The organism is Flavobacterium sp. TS_SC_5, from assembly GCF_056156265.1.
Genome location: NZ_CM149588.1, coordinates 993,426 through 1,014,390, shown reverse-complemented (window position 1 = coordinate 1,014,390; position 20,965 = coordinate 993,426). Strand labels below are relative to the sequence as shown.

Sequence of the window (20,965 nt, the reverse complement as noted above, 5' to 3'; positions counted from 1 at the left end):
TAAAAATGTCAATAAAATCAATTGCAGCCAAAATATTTGCAAAAAAAATATACAAGAAAACACAACTTTGGGCCAATAATCCTATTGAAACGCAAAAGAAGGTTCTACAAAAATTAATCAAAGATGCCAAGCAAACGCAATTTGGTATCGATCATCATTTTGAGCAAATAAAGAATGAAAAGGATTTTGCCAAGCAAGTTCCGGTTCGGGATTATGAAGCGTTAAAACCGTATGTGGATAAGGTGGTAAAAGGGGAGGAAAACATCCTTTGGAAAGGAAAACCACTTTATTTTGCCAAGACCTCCGGTACAACTTCCGGAGCCAAATATATTCCGTTGACTAAGGAATCGATGCCGTATCATATTGAGGCTGCCCGCAATGCGATCCTGCATTACATTCACGAAACCGGAAAAGCTGATTTTGTGGATGGGAAAATGATTTTCTTACAAGGAAGTCCCATATTAGAAGAAAAAAATGGAATTAAATTAGGAAGATTGTCTGGAATTGTGGCGCATTTTGTTCCAAAATATCTTCAAAAGAACAGAATGCCTTCTTGGGAAACGAATTGTATCGAAGATTGGGAAACCAAAGTAAATGCGATAGTCGAGGAAACATTCAACGAAAATATGGCTGTGATTTCCGGGATTCCTTCTTGGGTGCAAATGTATTTTGAGAAATTGCATCAAAAAGGAGGGAAGCCGGTGGGTGAAATCTTTAAAAATTTCAATTTGTTTATCTACGGCGGCGTCAATTATGAACCGTATCGTGCCAAATTTGAAAATCTTATTGGACGAAAAGTAGACAGTATTGAGTTATTTCCGGCTTCGGAAGGATTTTTTGCATATCAGGATTCGCAAAAGGAACGCGGCATGTTACTGCTTTTGAACTCTGGAATTTTTTATGAATTTATAAAATCGGACGAATTCTCTAATGATCCCGACGGTTCGGGACCAAAACGATATACGATTGGCGAAGTGGAATTGGGTGTGAATTATGTTTTGATAATTTCTACCAATGCGGGACTTTGGGGCTATAATATTGGTGATACGGTTCAGTTTACCAGTTTAAAACCGTACCGAATAATTGTTTCGGGAAGAATCAAGCATTATATTTCGGCTTTTGGAGAACATGTAATTGGGAAAGAAGTGGAAAATGCGCTACGGGAAGCAATTATTGGAACTACAATCCGAATCAATGAATTTACGGTGGCGCCGCAAATCACTCCCGCAGCAGGATTGCCGTATCACGAATGGTTCATAGAATTTGATCCCGAAGCATCGGGAGAACCTGAGGATCTAGAGAATTTTGCGGAAGCGCTGGACAATGCCATGCGAAAACAAAACATGTATTATGATGATTTGATTGTGGGCAAAGTGTTGCGAAAAGTGGTGGTTACCAAAGTCGTTAAAAATGGTTTTCAAGACTATATGAAATCGATTGGTAAACTGGGAGGTCAAAATAAAATCCCGAGACTTTCCAATGACAGAAAAATAGTCGATTTGTTAAAAAGAGAATAGATGAAAGAAAAAAGATATCTGGTATTAATATTTTTAACTTGTTTCTCAATTACGGCTCAAATCAAAGGTTATGTGGTTGATGACAAAAAACAACCTATTCCCTACGTTAATATTTGGGTGGAAAGCGAAAATACTGGAACGACATCTGAGGAAAATGGTTCATTTTCTATTCATGTCGAAGATCAAAATAAGGTTTTGATTCTCTCGGCTTTGGGTTTTGAAACTAAGAAAGTTAAAGTTTCGGAAGCAGAAAAAGTAGTTTTGAAAAGAATAATTTTTCAGTTGGATGAAGTGGTTATTTCTAAAAGTAAAAGCACTGTAGAAATAGAGATTGGAAACTCTAAACACATAAATTTGTCACATTTATCAGGTGCTAAACCATTGATTTTTGCTAAACGATTTAATTATAGTAATGATTTTTCAAAAACACCAAACATTAAAAACACTATTATTTTTACAAAAAATGAAATAAAAAATGCCACTTTCAAATTAAGAATTTTTGGAGTAGATAAAGAAGGTGGTCCAGGTTTGGATTTATTAAATGAAGATATTATTGTAAAAGTTAAAAAAGGGAAAAGACAAAATAAAATTGATTTAACTAATTATAATTTGCTACTTCCTCAAAACGGAATTTTTATAGCTTTTGAATCAATGATTATAGAAAGCAATAAGTTTGAATTCAAATACAATGAAAGCAATTCAAGAAAAATAAAAGAACAAGTAGCATACGCTCCCAATATTGTTTGCAATGCGGTAGAACTAGAAAATACGTTTGAATATAGTGGAGGGAAATGGATTCAAAGAAAAAAATCAGTTAGTGAAAATAATTATAAAAATAAAGTTATTGAACCTGCAATTAATCTTACTTTAACAAATTAGAAAATAAAAAAACTACCTTTGCAGGTTAGAAAATAAGCAGAAAATGAAAGAAACAAAAAATATATCACGCTCCAGAGCGCAAGAATCATCGGCAGCAATTGAAAAAATGTACATCACGATGCGTCACCTTTTCAACAGGGGATTTTACAAACCTATGGGAATTTCAGGTGATACCTTGCGCGAAGCATTATTAGCATTGCGACCAGAAATTTATGGAAATATTGCCGAAGAAAAAGTAGAATTGAACGGACTTTTATATGTCATTGAACGTCTGCCGGTAGGAATTGAAGAATGTAGGTTTATCAATTTAACTTCGGATGAAGGGTATTCTAAATCACATTTTCAGGCGATTGTTCCGCCAAAAAGACGCCGTAATTGTTACCGTATCGATGAGGAGCAAATGAATGTGGAGATTACAAGAGGACGTTCGGATATTTATGATATTCTGACGCATTTGACTTTCATTTTCATCGAATCACACAAAATTAGAAACCGAGTTTTACTGGATGATGCCGGCGAAGTTTCTCGCGACTGGTTCAAACTGGAACAAGCAGTTTCACAAAAGAAGAAACTGACTTTGGTAGAAAAAGAGAAAGCCATTTCGCATGCCGCCAATATTCTGGGAAGAACATTTGAGGAAGTATTGGATATTTATGATGCTTTTGGTTCAGTTGCTGCGCCAGATCGTTTCTTGCATGTCATCTTTTGGTTGGGAAAACTAGCCATTGAAGAAATTGTAGATGATAACAAGAGAACAATCACCTTTAGTCCTATTTTGAGAGAGCGTTTGGGTCACCATATTCACGGGGAAATTTGGGCTACTAACATCAAGGAAGTTTTGAAAGAAAACCAACTTTTAGACCGTCCGATTCACGTAATTAGTGCGAACATGCACAGTGTGATGAACTCTATTTTTGCAACGGAAGTTTTGAAAACCAAGTTCAAAGACAAATCGGATTTCTTTATTTACGAGGAATTGAGTAAGTCCGGCGCCAATGCGGTTCGAAACCAAGTGGAAGAAGTTGCGTTGAAATGCGGTATGATTTCGTTGCCGGATACATCAGGAACAAATATCGATGTGCAGATTTTTGATACTGCTAAAATTGATTGGGCAAAAACATCTTTTCCTAAAGCAAATATCGGTGATAAAGAACCAGTATTGATTGTGATGGATTATGCCTTTGGAGAACAAGCATACGAAACCATTGATGAGTTGTTAAAACCGTTTAAAAAAGACACCTTATTGAATGTGGAATCAGTTTCTATAATGGGAAAAGCTGGAATTTTAGAAGGTGGAAAAGGTGACATTATGATTCCGAATGCACACATCAATGAAGGAACGGCGGATAATTATTTTTTCGAAAATGAATTGACTGCTGATATGTTTGAAGGGAATGATATTGCTGTTTTTGCCGGACCAATGGTTACTGTTTTGGGAACTTCATTACAAAATAGAGATTTATTGAAGTTTTTCTATGAATCAACATGGGGAATTATCGGACTGGAAATGGAAGGTTCGTATTATCAAAAAGCGATACAATCTGCTTCTAAAATCAGAAAAAGTGTTCCTCATGATGTGAAGGTGAGATATGCGTATTATGCCTCTGATAATCCGTTGGAAACCGGAAGTACATTGGCTTCAGGCGGACTGGGAACCACCGGTGTAAAACCAACGTATTTGATTACGATTAAGATATTGGAACAAATTTTCCACGTAAAATAAAAACATAGGATGAACAATAACCAACCCAATAACCAAGAGGATCAAGAAATTGATTTGAATCACGTTTCAAAAAAAATAGGAAGTTTTTTTGAAAATATTAATACGTTTTTATTTAACTGTATTCAGTTTTTTGTAAAAAATGCGATTGTAATTTCAATTTTGTTGGTAATTGGAGTTGGATTAGGGTTTTATTTAGATGTGACAAAAAAAATCTATAATCATCAAATAATAGTTACCCCAAATTTTGAAAGCACTGATTATTTATATTCAAAAATTGACTTGATTGAATCTAAAATTAAAGAGCGGGATACCGTTTTTCTGAAAGAAATTGTAGGGATAAAAAGGCTAAAGAAATTATTAAAATTGAAATTAAACCCATTACTGATGTTTACAAATTCATTGAAAACAAGGCAGAGAACTTTGAATTAATTAAGTTGATGGCTGAAGGCGGAGATATAAAAAAAATCCTCGAAGATAATTTGACAAGTAAGAATTACACTTTGCATACGATTACTTTTAAAACCAAAAAACAAATACACAATACCGGAACTGTTCAACCTATTTTAAATTATTTAAACGAAACGGATTACTATAAAAAAATCCAAAAAGAAACGGTAAATAATATCCAAGTAAAAATGATTCAAAATGACACTATTATTTCACAAATAAATGGTGTCTTGAATGGATTTTCTAGCATGGTAAATGGCGCTCAGAAAAGTGACAAATTGGTTTATTACAATGAAAACACACAGCTTAACGATGTTATTAAAACTAAAGAAATTTTAATTAATGAACAAGGAATTCATAGAGTAGAATTAGTTGGATTAGATAAAATTGTAAAAGACAATAGTACAACATTGAATATTGAAAATACGAGCTCAGTCAATGGAAAGTTAAAATTGGTTTTTCCTGTTTTATTTTTGCTTTCTTTTATTTTAATTTCTTTATTTTTAGGGTATTATAAAAATCAAATGAGAAAATCAAAAGGGATCTAATTAATTAGATAAATATAAATTCCTAAATTTTTGAAAAAAAAATCAATATGGGTTTCAATAAAATAAAAAAAAATCCATTTGTTTTACAGAGTTTAAAAACGATGTTTTTAAGAATTTTAGGTGTAGTTACTCTTTTTGGATTTTCATTGTTTTTAACGCATAATTACGACCCAAAAATCATTGGTCAATATGACTTTATTAGGATGGTTTTATTAGTACTGAGCAGTATTTGTGTTTTGGGTACGGATCAATCCATTTTGTATTTTACTGGAATTTTAAAAAGCACTAATGAAACCCAAAAACTAAAGGCAATTTATAAAAAGATTGTAGTGCTTATTTTTATGCTGTGTTTACTGGTATTAATTGTATTTTTTAGCATTGGACCAAATAGAATTGCTGTTTTTTTTAATGATAAAAGCACTTATTTGCTGATGGCTAAGGCAATTATTGCGTTATTTTTCTATTCGGTAACCTTATTTAATACAGAAACAATTCGAGCATTAGACAAAATTTATATGGCCGAATTATTTAGAAATACGTTCAAGTATGTTTCTGTTATTATTGGAGCAGTCGTTTTGTTTTATTATCATCAGGAAACCTATTTAGTTGATACTTTTTTGATTGGATTTTTGGCACTTTCGATAATAACAACAATTATTATTTTTAAGCTTTTCAAAAAGCAGAAAGACGATTCGATACTGCTAAATGACACCAATTCTTTTTCGTACTCTTTTATTGCTCACAAATCATACCCCATGGCTATAAGTAATTTAGCTATTTTCTTGATGATGACTTTTGATGTGGTTTTTTTGAAAAAATTTAAAGGCGATGAAACCGTAGCTTATTATGCTGTTGCAATGAAGTTAGTTTCGATTTTGTTTATGATTAACAACTCCGTTTATATTTCTGTTTCTTTAAAAATCGCACAACTTTATACAGACAAGAATCGCACAGAACTATTAAAAGCCCTGAAACACAGTGCCAGAATAATTGTTTTGTTGACAGTACCGGTGGTATTATTTGTTTGTTTGTTTTCCGAAAATATTTTATATTTCTTTGGAGAAAATTACATACAAGGGAAACAGGCGCTTCTTATATTAATGATGGGACAATTAATGGCTTCCTTTTTTGGAGTATCTGCTATATATTTGAATATGACGGGAAGACAGAGTATATTTCAAATTGTCTTAATCTTTGCAGTTCTGGTCAATTTAATTCTAAATATTATATTAATTCCAATATATTCTCTTACCGGAGCGGCAATTGCTTTTGTTTCGAGTTTACTTTTTTGGAACATAGTTACAGCAATAATTATTTATAAAAAAGACAAGTTGGTAGTTCTATTTCATTAGAATAGGCGTAAAACAAGACTTTTTTCATATGATTGTTCACAAACAAAATAAGATTTTCCTATAAAAAGCAAAGATGCAAACACTAGTTAAAAAAAATAAGGCAGTATTTATAGGGTTGTTTTTTTGTAATTTAATAATTGCCTTTTTGACGCCTTATATTTTGCCGGAAAGATATTTTAATGATACGGTAATAATCGTATTTGATAAAGGTCATGAAATTGGGTGGTTAGGCAGTTATCCGTTTGCGATTATGTTTTACAAACTTACGGGCTTACGGCATCTTCCTTTTTTTCTTATTGCCCTGATTCAATTTCCTATAATAACTTATATTTTATATAAAATAGGTGTTCCTTCTAACTTCCATAAGCTGAATGTAAAAAACGTTTTGGTCTATATTGCGTTGCTGCTTTCAGGAATATATATGTCTATGCCCACTAAGGAATTTATAACATTTTTGATGTTCTGTACCATTCCTTTTATATTTCAGTCCAATAGAAAACCAATATTTAAAATTGTTTTTTCACTTTTTTTAATAGCTTGTTTTTCATTTTTCAGGCCGTATTATCTTTTAATGCCAATATTCGCGGTAGGAATGTATTTAGTATCATTTATCAAATTTGAGAACAAAACATTTTCTACTATTTTTTATGGATTACTGATTGCCATTTTTTTATCGCTAAGTCATGGCGTTATAAGAGGAGAGTATATTTCTAAACAAACAAGGGAAGATTATGTCACTAATGCAAATAAAAATAGCATAAACACAGCAATCGTGTCGCCAATTTCTCAAGATTCATGGTACGGTGAAGCATTTGGAATTGTTTATGGTTTTATGGCTGTAAATGTCCCTGTAGTTGAGGCAATAAAACATGTTTTATCTCCGCAAGTGCTGGCTTTTGTAATTTGGCAATTATTGATTTTTTATATTTTATTTGTTCGATTTTCCAGATGTTTAAAAAACAGAAAACAATATCAATTTGAGTTGTGGACTTTATTAATTTTATTTGCTTATTTTATAGTTCAAGGCATATTTGAACCCGATTTAGGCACTTCCGTCCGACATAAAATAGGACTTTTTCCTTTAATATATTTTGCACTGTATTATGAATATTTCAGAAAAGACATTCGACAAAGTATTTAACGTATTTTTATTTTTAATTGCTATTACCTTAATTTTCAGAAAACTGTGCACTATTTTTTTGATCATTTTTGTAGTTTTAAATTTGTTATTTTTAAAAAAAATAAAAATTTCAAAAAGCCAATTGCCAATTATGTTGGTAATAGCAGCTCCGTTTTTGACGGAAATACTGTTTTTTGGAAATAATGATTCATACGCCCTAGGTCTCAAATCACTGGAGAAAAGTCTTTCACTGCTCTTTTTTCCGCTATTTATAATAGGGAATTACCAACGTATTCAATTTCTTCAAATTTTAAAAGCGTATTGCGTGGGCACAACAGTTATTATGTGCTTCTTTTTTGTCCGTTTTATACTTTTGGATCCTTGGCATTTTTTCAAATACCTAAATGGAATTGATCTTTGGGAAATGGGTTATGTGTTTTCGAATGGTATTGGGATTCACGCGCCTGCGCTCAATATGCATTTGGCTTTTGTTGCTTTTTCTAATCTTTATTTTTTGTTTGATACTTCAAAAAAAATGAAAGGTAAATGGTTTAAATTTGGAAATTGGACACTTTTTATTCTCTCCTTCTTCTTTGTTTTATACGTGAATACCAGAATGGCATTGCTAGCCACTTTGGTTGGTTTTATGACGGTTGGATATTTTCAAATTTCCAAAAGGTTAATTTCTAAAGTTTTTTTCAAAAGAGCAATAATAGCACTGGTTTTGATTGGTTCCATTTTATTTTTGTTCCTTCAAAAGGATCCTTACATGAAAGAAAAGTATTCGACCCAGATTTTTTCGAATATGGACAAAGTGGGGAAATTAGATGAAATAGATCATCCAGAAATCGCCGTTTACAGTTCGTTTGTGACCCGATTGTCCATTTGGAAATCAGCTTGGGAATTGTCTCTTAAAAATCTTCCTTTTGGTGTGGGAGCATCGGACGGGAAGATAGAACTAGTAAAGTATTTTAAAGAAACGAATCAAATATTTCTGGCAAAATATGAGTTTCCAACACACAATCAATTTTTAGATTATTTACTAAAATTTGGAATATTGGGATCAATTGTGGCTTTACTTTATATTGGATTTATTGCTTTTTTGGGATTTAAAACAAAAAATGCAGTTATAATTTCCTTCTTTTTATTGTTTTTTATTTCAAACTTTACAGATGACTTTCTCCTTCGTTTTGATGGAATTGTGTTCAGCGGGTTATGGATTTCTATATTTGCCAGTTATTGGCTTCAACAAAAGAAAAAAATCATTGTTGCGTAATATTTTAGAATAAAAAAAAACCGCTTATTTAGCGGTCTTAATTACATCTTTTTTAAATTCTAAATGAGGGAATATTTCTCCAACCTCAGAAAATTGTTGCAAAGTTTCCATTGGCACATTTTTCACCACATAATCTTTTCCTGGAGGAAGCGTTTTGATATAATCATCTGTAGCAGCCACAGAATTAGTTCTCCAACGAGCGCCTTCTTTTATTAAATACCATTGACCATTAGTTCCCAAAACAATTTTGCCTTCGTAACGGTCAAAGTCACTAACTTCAACTTGTACTTCATTAGTCGCTACTGGCACTACTTCCTGAATGGTATCTTGCTGTGTCGTTTCCTCTTTCTTGTTTCCACAAGACAATGAAAATAAAGCAACTAGAGTCGCAATCATAAACGTTTTTTTCATTTGAATTTATTTTAAATGATAGAAATCAAAATTTCCGTAAATATCGTTATTTTTTTTAATCAAAGAAATTTAATAGAAGTTATATGTAGTAGGAATATTTTTTAAAATAGATGCTAATGAGATAATTTACATCATTACTTTGTAATTATTAAATTTGTAATACATTTGATTTATATTATTAAATGAGCAAAGAATAGCGAATGATTATTATTCTTTTACATCAAAAAAATGGCAAAAAAAAAGATAGTTCATTTATTGCATTCTATAGGAGGAGTCGATGTGTATTTGAGACTTGTTTTAGAAAATATGAATACTGATTCGTATGAAAACATTGTTATTCATGGAACTAAAGACACGGAAAAACCTTTTTTTGATAAAAACGGGAATACAATAAAAGAATATAAAGTTTCTATTTTTAGAGATATTTCAATATTCTATGATATTAGATCATTATTTCAAACGTATAAAATTCTAAAAAAAGAAAAGCCAAATCTAATACACGCACACAGCGCTAAAGGTGGAATTGTAGGCCGAATTACAGGAAGATTATTAGGAATAAAAGTGATTTATACGCCACACGCTTTCTCTTATTTGAGTACACAAAATAGTCTGAAAAAAAGCCTTTTTTTGAGTATTGAAAAGCTGCTTGCCAATGGAAATAATCTACTGCTTGCCACATCAGCATCCGAGAAAAAGCGTGCCATAGAAGAAGTTGGTTATAAACCAGAAAATGCGATAGTTTTCAATAATTGCATTGAACCAATAACTAAAATACAACCCTTAACCATTCCTAAAAAGTGGCGTGAAGATTACATTTGTACCGTTGGGCGTCCATCATATCAAAAAAATATTGAACAAATGATACGGGTGATGCATGAAGTTAATAAAGAAGCTAAAATTCATTTAATCCTAATGGGAGTTGGCCCGGTATCAGGCCAGTTAGAATCCGTTAAAAAGTTGATTCAGGAATTAGACATGACCGATTATGTAACGCTTTTAAATTGGACAGAAAGAACCGATGTATTTCATATAATTAATCAATCTAAATTTTATATTTCAACATCCAGATATGAGGGAATGCCGTATTCTATTATTGAAAGTTTAGCATTATCTAAAGCTTGTGTAGTTACTAATTGTGATGGAAATAAAGATTTGATTGTAGATAATTATAATGGATTTGTTGTTGATAATGAAGATATAAAGGGTTTTAAAAGTAAAATTTTGAAGCTATTGAGTGATAAAAAATTATTGGATAAGTTGTCAAAAAATGCGTTTAATTCGTATTCCGAAAACTACAATATTAAAGAGAATATTTCTGAACTGGAATCCATCTATTTAGAATAATATTGAAAAAAAGTTAATGTATAAAGAGCTCATCAAACAAAAGATTAAAAAAGAAAAATTTCATCCAGGGATTATTGGGTTTTTCATTAATTATAATTTTCTGATTCGGAAATCAATTCGAAGCGCCATAAAAAATAATGCTGATAAACTTAATGGTTCTTTGTTAGATTTTGGTTGTGGAACGAAGCCTTATAAAAATCTATTTGTAAATGTAAAGGAATATATTGGTGTAGATTATAAGATTGAAGGAAGAGAACAAAATTATAATGAAGTAGATAAATTTTATGATGGCAAAAAAATTCCATTTGAAAACGAACGGTTCGATTCTCTTTTGTGCACCGAGGTTTTAGAACATGTCTTTAATATCGAAGAATTATTAAAGGAATTTAATAGAGTATTAAAGAAAAATGGAACGGCTCTAATAACGACTCCTTTTATGTGGGAAGAACACGAAATGCCCTATGATTTTGCAAGATATACAACACCGGCGTTAAAATATTTGTATCAAAAAAATGGTTTCAAAGTGGTTGATAATTTTAAAACAGGAAATTATATTGAAGTTATTTTTCAGTTCAATTTAAATTACATAAAGAATATACTCCCTAAAAATAAAAACTTAAGACAGGTTTTTCTAATTCCTTTTATCATCTTTTTCAATTTTTTTGGAGTGCTTTTCAGTTTAGTATTGCCAATTGATAAAACAGCTTATTTCAATAATGTATTTGTTTTAGAAAAAATTGAATAATTTAAATTGCTTAACCAATAATTGAACATAAACGGTTATGAAAAAAAAGATTTTGCTTATATTTCTTTCACAATCCTAACGATAAGTTTATTTTTGACAGAATCCTCTCTGTGAGGTTAAAGAGAGTGGTAGTGTAGAATTAATTATTTGTTTTTAATAAATTACTTCTATGATATCCAAACTATAAAATCAATATGAAAAGAATACTTATCACCGGAGCCGCAGGATTTTTAGGATCACATCTTTGTGACCGTTTTATCAAAGAAGGTTATTTTGTAATTGGTATGGATAATCTCATCACGGGAGATTTAAAAAACATTGAGCATCTTTTCAAACTGGAGAATTTTGAATTTTATCATCATGATATTACAAAATTTGTACATGTTCCGGGTCAACTAGATTATATCCTTCATTTTGCTTCGCCTGCAAGCCCAATAGATTATTTAAAAATCCCGATACAAACCTTAAAAGTGGGTTCTCTTGGAACGCACAATCTTTTAGGTTTGGCAAGGGTAAAAAATGCAAGAATCCTTATTGCATCAACTTCTGAAGTATATGGAGATCCATTGGTTCATCCGCAAACGGAAGAATATTATGGCAATGTAAACACGATAGGACCGAGAGGTGTATATGACGAAGCGAAACGTTTTCAGGAATCCATAACCATGGCGTATCATACCTTTCATGGCGTAGAAACCAGAATTGTTAGAATTTTTAATACGTATGGTCCAAGAATGCGTCTTAATGACGGTCGCGTTATTCCAGCTTTTATAGGTCAGGCAATTCGTGGGGAAGACTTAACTATTTTTGGGGACGGAATGCAAACCCGTTCGTTTTGTTATGTAGATGATCAGGTAGAAGGTATTTTTAGATTATTGCATTCTGATTATGTGTATCCGGTAAACATTGGAAATCCGGATGAAATCACCATCAAGGATTTTGCAGAAGAAATTATAAAACTCACGGGAACCAATCAAAAAGTAGTATATCATCCTTTACCTGTAAATGATCCTTTACAGCGTCAGCCTGATATTACAAAGGCAAAAGAACTGCTTGGATGGGAAGCCAAAATCGGTCGTGCCGAGGGAATGAAAATCACTTACGACTATTTCAAATCGTTGTCCAAAGAAGAACTTTCTAAAGAAGAACATAAAGATTTTTCAGGTTACATTAAATAACAAAAGAATAACATAATTTTATATTCGTTTTTAAATTATTGGTAACGAGAGGAGTAATGGAATTCATTCATCAAATATGACGGCATCTCAAACAGGAAGATATTCAAAATACATTAGACCCATTAGTATTTCAATAGACCTAATTGTTATTTTGATTCTTGGTTTTTTCTTCTTCAAGGACCTTAATTTTAACATTGAGCGCTTTCTTGTTTATCAGTCATTTGGGTGGATTACAGTTGCTTTTTTTATAAGATTCTACGAGATATATCGCTTTACAACTCCACTTGAAATAATCTCAAAAATAGTAAAGCAAGGCGTTTTATTCCTTTTAATAACCATTGCTTTTTTTCCGTTTTCAAAACAAGTTGTTTTTAACGGAATAATAGTTGCGATGTTTATATTCTCCGTTATGCTACTGATTACTATTTCAAAATTTTTATTGTTTTATTATTTAAAAGAATATAGAATAATAACAGGAAGTAATTATAGAAACGCTGTCATAATTGGTTATACTCCGGAGGCTATAGCATTAAAAAATCTTTTTGAAACAAGAAGTGATTATGGCTATCGTTTTTTAGGCTATTTTTCAGATAAGAAATCAAATCAAAATATTACAGGGAAATTGGTAGATTTGAAACCTTTTGTTATAGAAAATTCTGTCGATGAAATTTATTGCTCTTTGAATGAAATTTCAGATGAAAACTTGAAAGATTTAATTGATTTTGCTGATGAAAATTATAAAAAGATAAAATTTATACCAGATACAAAAGAGATTTTTTCTAAAAATTTAAAAATTGACTATTACGAATTTTTCCCGGTTCTATCGCTGAAAAAAACTATGCTCCATGAGCCTGCTACAATGATATTCAAAAGGGTTTTTGACATTGTTTTTTCAATTGCAATTATTATCGGTCTCTTGTCCTGGCTAATTCCTTTATTAGCAATTTTAATAAAATTAGAATCCAGAGGTCCGGTTTTTTTTAAACAAGGAAGACCAGGAATTGATGAAAATGAATTTTTATGTTATAAATTTCGTTCTATGAAAATCAATATAACAACTGAAAAAGAAGCCTCTAAAAATGATCCTCGCGTTACCAAAATAGGAGGGTTTATGAGAAAAACAAGCTTAGATGAAATGCCTCAATTTCTAAATGTTTTATTGGGTGACATGTCAGTAGTAGGTCCAAGACCGCATCTTTGGGCTCAAAATAAAGTTTATGGAAATAAAGTTAAAAAATATATGGTGAGGCATTGTGTTAAACCAGGGATTACTGGATTAGCCCAGGTTAATGGGTTCCGTGGTGAAATTCAAACGGAAGACGATATGATTAATAGAATAAAATTTGATGTTTTTTATATTGAAAATTGGTCTTTAATTTTAGATTTAAAAATAATTTTCCAAACGGTTATCAATATTTTTAAAGGAGAAGAAAAAGCCTACTAGAAAACATTTTGTCGAATTAAATCTTCTATTTGTGTATTAAGATTAAACGAAGTTTGAACGTCATTAAAAATTCGTTTTTTCATTAAATCCAATTCTGCTTTTTGAATATTTGAAATGGTTTGCAGTTTCTCGTTCAAATCATCATAGTTTCCTACTTTGGCCACCCAGCCTAAATTATGTTTTTCAGTTATGGTTTCACCTTCACCACCACCAAAGTATAAAACTGGAAATCCCAATGCGCCATACTCAAAAATTTTAGAAGGAACAGAACCGTAAATTCTGGTCTTTAAAGGAACTATTGTGATATCAAACGATTTTAATTTTTCGTGTAAAGCTTTACGTTCTAACATTCCATAAAAGAAAATTTTCTTGTCTGCTCTGGACTGAATCAGCGCTTCAATTTGTTTTTTTTCAGCACCATCACAAATAGGTGTAACTCGATATTTAAGCCTTCTAAATTGATTTTTTGGCACATTTCTAAAACACCTTGTGCCACACCAAAAAGACCGGCATAGAATATTTTAATAGGTTCGTTTTCTCGGGTTTCCAAATCCATTTCAATCGTTTTGTGGTCTGGAAAATTGCGATATAAAAAACATTTTTTTTCAGGGGAAATAGATTGGATATGAGTAATAATTTCGTTGGATTGACCTAAAATTAAACTTGCTTTTTTGTAGATAAAACGTTCTAAAAATAAAGAAACACGATGCGAAAATGAATTGGCTTTTAAAGCATTTAATTCAACGGCAGCCAATGGCCATAAATCAGAAACATTCAGAATAATTTTTTTTCGCTCCAGTGAAAGAACAAAAACTGAAATAAACGAAAGCAGTAACGGCGGGGATTGCACCACTACTTTTTGTGGTGTTTTTTGAAACAATAAGTAAAGAAATAAGCCCAAAGAAAAGGATAAAACCGATAGCAGTCTTTTGATTATATTTTTACTGTTGCTTGGATAAATCCAAAGACGTTTTACAAGAATATTTTGTAGATTTTCAGTAACAAAAAACTTGCCTTTGTATTCCGGAAACAGTTCGCCTTTGGGATAATTACCTAAAGGACAAATTACAGACACTGTATACTTATTTTGATGTAATTTTAAAGCCAGCTGCTCGATTCTATTTGCTGCAGCCCCTTTCTCTGGCGGATAATAATTTGATATGATGAGGATTTCTTCCATTATTTTTTTGAAAATAAAATATCAATTATTCGTTCAGAAGCGTTACCGTCCCAAAGTTCAGGAATTCCTGCTTTTCGAGGACCATTTTGAAGAAATTCTCCAAACATTTTGTTTAGATTATAAATCGATGTGCCAACTAAAGTATTCGTGCCTATGGTTTCCGTTTCAGGTCTTTCAGTATTATTTCGCATGGTAAAACAGGGAATTCCTAAAACCGTAGTTTCTTCTGAAATTCCACCAGAATCTGTAATGACAGCAAAACTGTTTTTGATTAAAAACATAAAATTCAAATAACCTTGTGGTTCAACAAATAGTATGTTTTTTAAGTTTAAATTAGTTTCACCTAAAATCGCTTTTGTTCTCGGATGGATAGGGAAAATTACTTTTTTATCACCAACCATTTTATCAATTCCTTGCAAAAGTTGAATCAATGATTGCTCTTCATCAACATTCGAAGGGCGGTGTAAAGTCAAAATGATGTAATTCTTGGTTTCTAAATTGAATTCATTCCAAAAAATTGGTGCTGAAATGCGATTGAGGTTCTGATATAAAGTGTCTATCATTACATTTCCAACAAAATGAATATTAGAAGAATCTGCCCCATATTTTAACAAATTTTCTCCTGCCCAAATTGAGGTTGTAAAAAAATAATCGGTTATACTATCCGTAACAATTCGATTGATTTCCTCGGGCATTGTCATATCACCTGAACGAATACCAGCCTCTACATGAATTACTTTGATATTTAATTTTTTTGCAACAATCGCACAGGCCATAGTCGAGTTGACATCGCCAACCACCAAAACTAAATCACATGGATTTTGCAGTAATTCTTGTTCAAAAGCAACCATTATTGCAGCAGTTTGTATTGATTGTGAGCCGCTTTTCACCTCTAAATTTACATTCGGCTCAGGAATATTTAATTCTCCAAAAAATGTATCGCTGAGGTTTTTGTCATAATGTTGTCCAGTATGCACCAATCGATAGGAGATTTTCGCACCTTCGGCTTGTTTTTTCTCTATCGCTTTGATAATGGGGGCGATTTTTACAAAATTGGGTCTTGCACCAGCAACTATTGTGATTTTCATAATGTTATTTTACAAATGAAACAAATTGTTTTAATTTTCCGCTTTTGTTTCGTTCTAATTTTTCTTTTTTATGGAAAATGAACACCAAATCATTTTCTAAATAAAGTGTTATCGCTTTTTCAATTTTTTCAATTTGTTCCAAATTTAATTCGGTTTCGCTCACATATTCAATTTCAAAAGTATCTATTTTGGTTTGTTTTATCACAAATTCTTTTACATTTCCGTCGTCTTCGATGATGCTTTTTGTCACATAATAAAAGGTAAGTCCAGGTGATTTTTTCCCGCTGGGTAAAATGGCAACATCATTGGTTCGTCCTATTAATTTCTTGAGAATGGTTTTTTGTAACGTACTTTTTTCATCCAAAATTCCAATATCACCAATGTCATAGCGTATGAATGGATGCGCTTTATTGAACAACGAAGTAATCACGATTCGACCCGAAGTACCATTTGGAACTGCTTTATTATTATCATCCAAAATTTCCACAAACAACGTTTCCGAATTGACTTGCCATTCGTATTGAGGATTTTCAAAAGCAATCAAATCCAGTTCAGAAGCACCATATTCATTGACAATAGGAATACCAAATTGTTTTTCTAAAAGAAGTTTGTCGTCTTCAAAAAGCATTTCAGAAGTTACCATACATACTTTTAAACTTGGACAAATTGTATTTAATACGATGTTTTTCTTTTGTAAAAATTTGGCAAACAAAACAATGGAACTCGTATACCCATTGATGTAATCGAATTTATTATTTTGGAATTTTTTCAGAATTTTTTCTAAAACAGCATCGGATAAATCGAAAATGGAGAAGCGAAACCGATGGCTCAAAAAATCCTTGAAACGTTCTTTTTTGTTTCCAATAAAATCCATTGGAATTCCATAAAATCGGGCTTGGTAGGAGGTATTAAAATCAATTCCATACCAACCAAAACGGTATATATTTGAAGCCCAAGTTAACGCATGGCAGTATTTATCTTTGGCAAAAACAAAGGGAGTTCCGCTTGAACCGGATGTTTTATTGACGTAACTGTTTTTAGCGGAATAGCCTTCTGAAAGCCTTTCCAGTAATGGTTTTTGTAAATTTTTCTTATTCAAAATGGGTAAATCTTCCCAGTTGGTAAAAGTTGTAATACCGACTAAATCTTTGTAAAAAGGATTGTTTTGCAAATAAAAATCGACAATTTCCACTTTTTTGTTTTCAATAAAAACTTTATGTTCTTTTTCAGATAAAGCTACAATTTTCCGCAATTCGGCTTTGGCTTCCCGCATTGGGAAACCATTTATTTGTAGCGATAAGTCGAATAGTCGAAACATGTTAGAGGTATATTCCACCAAAAATAATATTTACCAACAACTAATGATGGAGAACCAACAACTTTTTGAGAATTAATTATTTTTTAAGTTCAAAAGCAATTATTTTTGCAGCACAACTAAACACAACTACACATGACAATTTTACTACTGGGTTCAGGCGGAAGAGAACATGCTTTTGCATGGAAAATGATTCAAAGTCCGCTATGCGACACACTTTTTGTAGCACCTGGAAATGCGGGTACGGCTTCTATAGCTACTAATGTTGCTATCAGTCCAACTGATTTTGAAGCTGTAAAAGCTTTCGTAATTCAAGAAAAAGTAGCCATGGTTGTCGTAGGACCAGAAGATCCTTTGGTAAAAGGGATTTATGATTACTTTCTAAACGATACCGAATTAAGTCATATTCCGGTTATCGGTCCATCAAAAATGGGTGCACAATTGGAAGGTAGTAAAGAATTTGCTAAAGAATTTCTAATCAAACATAACATTCCAACTGCCGCTTACGATAGTTTCACTGCTGAAACAGTAGAAAAAGGATGTGAATTCCTGGAAACATTGCAGCCCCCTTATGTTTTAAAAGCAGATGGTTTAGCCGCTGGAAAAGGAGTTTTGATCATTCAGGATTTGGCGGAAGCCAAAGAAGAATTAAGAAACATGCTCGTACATCAAAAATTTGGTGACGCCAGTTCTAAAGTTGTTATCGAAGAATTCCTTGACGGAATAGAATTAAGCTGTTTCATTCTTACAGATGGAAAAAACTACAAAATATTGCCAACTGCCAAAGATTATAAACGCATTGGCGAAGGCGACACAGGATTAAATACAGGCGGAATGGGAGCCGTATCACCAGTTCCCTATGTTGATGCTGTATTGATGGAAAAAATTGAAACACGCATCGTAAAACCTACAATTGATGGTTTTCAAAAAGATGGAATTCCATACAAAGGCTTTGTTTTCATTGGGTTAATCAATGTTAATAACGAGCCAATTGTAATTGAATATAATGTGCGAATGGGCGATCCGGAAACCGAAGTGGTTATCCCGAGATTAAAAACGGATTTAGTAGAGTTGTTTTTGGCTGTTGCCAATGAAAAACTAGACGAAATTAATTTGGAGATTGATGAAAGAAGCGCAACAACAATTATGGTTGTGTCTGGCGGGTATCCGGAGGAATTCGAAAAAGGAAAAGTGATTTCTGGATTAGATCATATTCAAGATTCAATTGTGTTTCATGCAGGAACAAAACTAGAAAACGGAAATGTTGTTTCTAATGGCGGAAGAGTTTTAACCATAACTTCGTACGGAAATGATTTTGAAGAGGCCATAAAAAAATCTTATCAAAATATAGAAAAGCTACATTTTGATAAGATGTATTTTAGAAAAGATATTGGAAACGACTTAAAATAGTTTCCAATTATCGTTCACTTTTTTTTCAAATATTATTTTAAGAAAGAGTGAGCGGTAGTATCTTGCTTCTCAGTACCAGCGTCTTCAAAAATTTTCAATTGTTTGATCCAATATACCATCGCTGAAGCGCAGATAATCATAAAAATCCAGTTGATTGTATTTGCAACAAACCAAGAAGATAGCTCTAATGAGCGTAAAAAGTCTAGAGGAGCAAATAAAATATTTACAAATAAGTATTGTATTCCTTCGAAAAATGATTTCATAATGTATAAGATTAATTTATTAATTGTCTTAAGGAACTTGGAATCTTAAAAAAGAGTATCTTTTTTGAACTTGGAGAGTTTACTTTTTAAACAAGTATTATATTTACGAACACAAAAGTATAAAATATCCGTATGATAACAAGTGTTTTTAGAAAATCTACACCGTTAAATTTTTCATTGGTCGTAATTTTAATGCTGGTTTTCTTTTTATTGTATCAAATTCAAGATTTATCTTGGTTCAATTCTGCTTTTTTAATTTTTAAAAAAGCAACAACATTTATTATTTTGTTGGCATCAGTTTTCTTAATTGACTTTATTGCCCGCAGAAATGCACTTAGTAAAGACAGTAGTTATACGATTTTTTTCTACTTTTTATTTTTACTTTTTTTTCCTTCGGTACTGGATAATACAAATTTAATTATTTCTAATTTTTTTATTTTATTAGCGCTTCGAAGGTTAATTTCTTTACAATCGCTGAAAGCGTCCAAAGAAAAAATATTTGATGCGTCATTATGGATTTTTCTGGCCTCTTTATTTCATTTTTGGAGTATAATCTTCATTGTGTTGGTTTTTATATCCATAATTTTTCATGTTGCCAGAGATTATAGAAATTGGATACTACCTTTCATTGCTTTTTTTATAGCTATAATTATTTTTATGCTTTTTGCAACAGTATTCAATTTAGATGTTGTTGAATACATTCTGAAAAGTGTAAAAATCAATTTTAACATTGATTATTTTACAAATAGTTATCAAAATGGTGCTTTGTCCATTTACGCGACCGTAGCTTTATTTTTTGTAATTTCTATGTTTGCCACATTGTCAAGCCGACCACAATTGTTACATACTTCCTACAAAAAAATCATTGCTTCTTTTTTTATCGGCGTAGTTATTTATGTAATTTCTGCTAACAAAAGTAATGATTTATTAGTTTTTACAGTTGCGCCATTGGCCACAATGGCCACTAGTCATATCGAAATACCTCAAGAAAAATTAAAACAGGAAATGGTACTTTTTGTGCTAATTGCCTGCAGCCTTTTTGCTTTTTTTGGCCAATTATAATTTGTCACCATAGGCTAAATCACCAGCGTCTCCCAAACCTGGAACAATGTAACTGTGTTCATTGAGCTTTTCGTCTAAAGAAGCAACCCAAAGATGACAGTTTTCAGGCAAGTATTCTTCTAAATGCGCAATGCCTTCCGGGGCAGCAATCACAACGGCAATATGTATTTCTTTTGGCGTTCCTCTTTTCATTAATTTATTATACACCGCAACTATGGACTGACCAGTAGCAAGCATGGGATCAACTAGCACTAAATTTTTTCCGTTGATGTCAGCAAGAGCTTGGTATTGCACTAAAATATCAAAGTAATCGTCATTATTGGGATGATGTCTAAAGGCAGACACGAAACCATTTTCGGCATTGTCAAAATAATTTAAAAAACCCAAATGTAAGGGTAATCCGGCTCTCAGAATAGAACACAAAACTAGTTGGTCTTTAATCTCAGTAGTGTTTTTAATGCCTAGCGGCGTTTTGATTTCAACGGGTGCGTAATGCAGTTCTTTACTTAATTCATACGCCATTACTTCGCCAATACGTTCAATATTTCTTCGGAAACGCATGCTGTCATTATGAACATTCACATTTCGTATTTGTCCCAAAAAATGATTCAGGATACTGTTCCCTTCCGATAAATAATGAATTTGCATGGTTGTATTTTTGTA

Annotated in this window: 21 protein-coding genes; 14 read left to right on the top strand and 7 right to left on the bottom strand. The window is 32.0% G+C overall.

The features are described from left to right. Positions 1-5 precede the first annotated feature (5 nt). From AC0J6S_RS04595 to AC0J6S_RS04560, 8 genes are all read left to right on the top strand, one after another. Positions 6-1,517 (top strand): GH3 family acyl-acid amido synthetase, encoded by a 1,512-nt coding sequence (locus AC0J6S_RS04595; protein ID WP_474955644.1) that lies wholly within the window; start codon positions 6-8, stop codon positions 1,515-1,517. After that, positions 1,518-2,396 carry a carboxypeptidase-like regulatory domain-containing protein gene (locus AC0J6S_RS04590; protein ID WP_474955643.1) on the top strand — a complete coding sequence of 293 codons (879 nt, stop codon included), beginning with the start codon at positions 1,518-1,520 and terminating at the stop codon, positions 2,394-2,396. Between the two features lie 43 nt (positions 2,397-2,439). Beyond that, positions 2,440-4,119, top strand: a complete 1,680-nt coding sequence (locus AC0J6S_RS04585) for a DUF6909 family protein (protein WP_474955642.1) — start codon at positions 2,440-2,442, stop codon at positions 4,117-4,119. A 9-nt stretch (positions 4,120-4,128) separates the two neighbouring features. Then, positions 4,129-4,548: a hypothetical protein gene (locus AC0J6S_RS04580; protein WP_474955641.1), complete on the top strand. Its 420-nt coding sequence runs from the start codon at positions 4,129-4,131 to the stop codon at positions 4,546-4,548. 8 nt (positions 4,549-4,556) lie between these two features. Then, positions 4,557-5,114 (top strand): hypothetical protein, encoded by a 558-nt coding sequence (locus AC0J6S_RS04575; RefSeq protein WP_474955640.1) that lies wholly within the window; start codon positions 4,557-4,559, stop codon positions 5,112-5,114. Positions 5,115-5,161: 47 nt separating this feature from the next. Then, entirely contained in the window at positions 5,162-6,466 is a 1,305-nt protein-coding gene (locus AC0J6S_RS04570; protein WP_474955639.1) for an MATE family efflux transporter, read from the top strand. 73 nt (positions 6,467-6,539) lie between these two features. Beyond that, a complete protein-coding gene (locus AC0J6S_RS04565; protein ID WP_474955638.1) occupies positions 6,540-7,607 on the top strand; it encodes a hypothetical protein in 1,068 nt (355 codons plus the stop codon). A 130-nt stretch (positions 7,608-7,737) separates the two neighbouring features. Beyond that, positions 7,738-8,862 carry an O-antigen ligase family protein gene (locus AC0J6S_RS04560; protein ID WP_474955637.1) on the top strand — a complete coding sequence of 375 codons (1,125 nt, stop codon included), beginning with the start codon at positions 7,738-7,740 and terminating at the stop codon, positions 8,860-8,862. 24 nt (positions 8,863-8,886) lie between these two features. Here AC0J6S_RS04560 and AC0J6S_RS04555 read toward each other — a convergent pair whose 3' ends face one another. After that, a complete protein-coding gene (locus AC0J6S_RS04555; protein ID WP_474955636.1) occupies positions 8,887-9,273 on the bottom strand; it encodes a hypothetical protein in 387 nt (128 codons plus the stop codon). Between the two features lie 228 nt (positions 9,274-9,501). On the opposite strand from AC0J6S_RS04555, the gene AC0J6S_RS04550 reads away from it, so the two are divergent. From AC0J6S_RS04550 to AC0J6S_RS04535, 4 genes are all read left to right on the top strand, one after another. After that, positions 9,502-10,617 carry a glycosyltransferase gene (locus AC0J6S_RS04550; protein WP_474955635.1) on the top strand — a complete coding sequence of 372 codons (1,116 nt, stop codon included), beginning with the start codon at positions 9,502-9,504 and terminating at the stop codon, positions 10,615-10,617. A gap of 16 nt (positions 10,618-10,633) precedes the next feature. Further along, a complete protein-coding gene (locus AC0J6S_RS04545; RefSeq protein ID WP_474955634.1) occupies positions 10,634-11,362 on the top strand; it encodes a class I SAM-dependent methyltransferase in 729 nt (242 codons plus the stop codon). 194 nt (positions 11,363-11,556) lie between these two features. Further along, positions 11,557-12,540, top strand: coding sequence for a UDP-glucuronic acid decarboxylase family protein (locus tag AC0J6S_RS04540; protein ID WP_474955633.1), 984 nt, complete (start codon positions 11,557-11,559; stop codon positions 12,538-12,540). A 151-nt stretch (positions 12,541-12,691) separates the two neighbouring features. Further along, positions 12,692-13,984: an undecaprenyl-phosphate glucose phosphotransferase gene (locus tag AC0J6S_RS04535; protein WP_474955632.1), complete on the top strand. Its 1,293-nt coding sequence runs from the start codon at positions 12,692-12,694 to the stop codon at positions 13,982-13,984. Here AC0J6S_RS04535 and AC0J6S_RS04530 read toward each other — a convergent pair. Genes AC0J6S_RS04530 through AC0J6S_RS04515 form a run of 4 tightly spaced genes read right to left on the bottom strand, consistent with a single transcriptional unit; the run spans position 13,981 to position 17,570 of the window. Then, on the bottom strand, positions 13,981-14,457 hold the full coding sequence (locus AC0J6S_RS04530) for a glycosyltransferase (protein WP_474955631.1): 477 nt from the start codon (positions 14,455-14,457) through the stop codon (positions 13,981-13,983). The genes AC0J6S_RS04535 and AC0J6S_RS04530 overlap by 4 nt on opposite strands. Further along, a complete protein-coding gene (locus AC0J6S_RS04525) occupies positions 14,373-15,164 on the bottom strand; it encodes a glycosyltransferase family protein (RefSeq protein WP_474955630.1) in 792 nt (263 codons plus the stop codon). The genes AC0J6S_RS04530 and AC0J6S_RS04525 overlap by 85 nt, the downstream gene beginning before the upstream one ends. After that, complete coding sequence (gene wecB, locus AC0J6S_RS04520; protein ID WP_474955629.1) at positions 15,164-16,252, bottom strand: non-hydrolyzing UDP-N-acetylglucosamine 2-epimerase; 1,089 nt, start codon at positions 16,250-16,252, stop codon at positions 15,164-15,166. The genes AC0J6S_RS04525 and wecB overlap by 1 nt, the downstream gene beginning before the upstream one ends. A gap of 4 nt (positions 16,253-16,256) precedes the next feature. Further along, entirely contained in the window at positions 16,257-17,570 is a 1,314-nt protein-coding gene (locus AC0J6S_RS04515) for a phenylacetate--CoA ligase family protein (protein WP_474955628.1), read from the bottom strand. 132 nt (positions 17,571-17,702) lie between these two features. Between AC0J6S_RS04515 and purD the strand changes: the two genes are divergently transcribed. Continuing rightward, positions 17,703-18,977, top strand: coding sequence for a phosphoribosylamine--glycine ligase (purD, locus tag AC0J6S_RS04510; protein ID WP_474955627.1), 1,275 nt, complete (start codon positions 17,703-17,705; stop codon positions 18,975-18,977). 32 nt (positions 18,978-19,009) lie between these two features. Here purD and AC0J6S_RS04505 read toward each other — a convergent pair whose 3' ends face one another. Next, complete coding sequence (locus AC0J6S_RS04505; RefSeq protein WP_073353823.1) at positions 19,010-19,240, bottom strand: DUF6341 family protein; 231 nt, start codon at positions 19,238-19,240, stop codon at positions 19,010-19,012. 132 nt (positions 19,241-19,372) lie between these two features. On the opposite strand from AC0J6S_RS04505, the gene AC0J6S_RS04500 reads away from it, so the two are divergent. Then, positions 19,373-20,302 (top strand): DUF6427 family protein, encoded by a 930-nt coding sequence (locus AC0J6S_RS04500; RefSeq protein ID WP_474955626.1) that lies wholly within the window; start codon positions 19,373-19,375, stop codon positions 20,300-20,302. Here AC0J6S_RS04500 and upp read toward each other — a convergent pair. After that, on the bottom strand, positions 20,297-20,950 hold the full coding sequence (gene upp, locus AC0J6S_RS04495; RefSeq protein WP_474955625.1) for a uracil phosphoribosyltransferase: 654 nt from the start codon (positions 20,948-20,950) through the stop codon (positions 20,297-20,299). The genes AC0J6S_RS04500 and upp overlap by 6 nt on opposite strands. Positions 20,951-20,965: the final 15 nt, after the last annotated feature.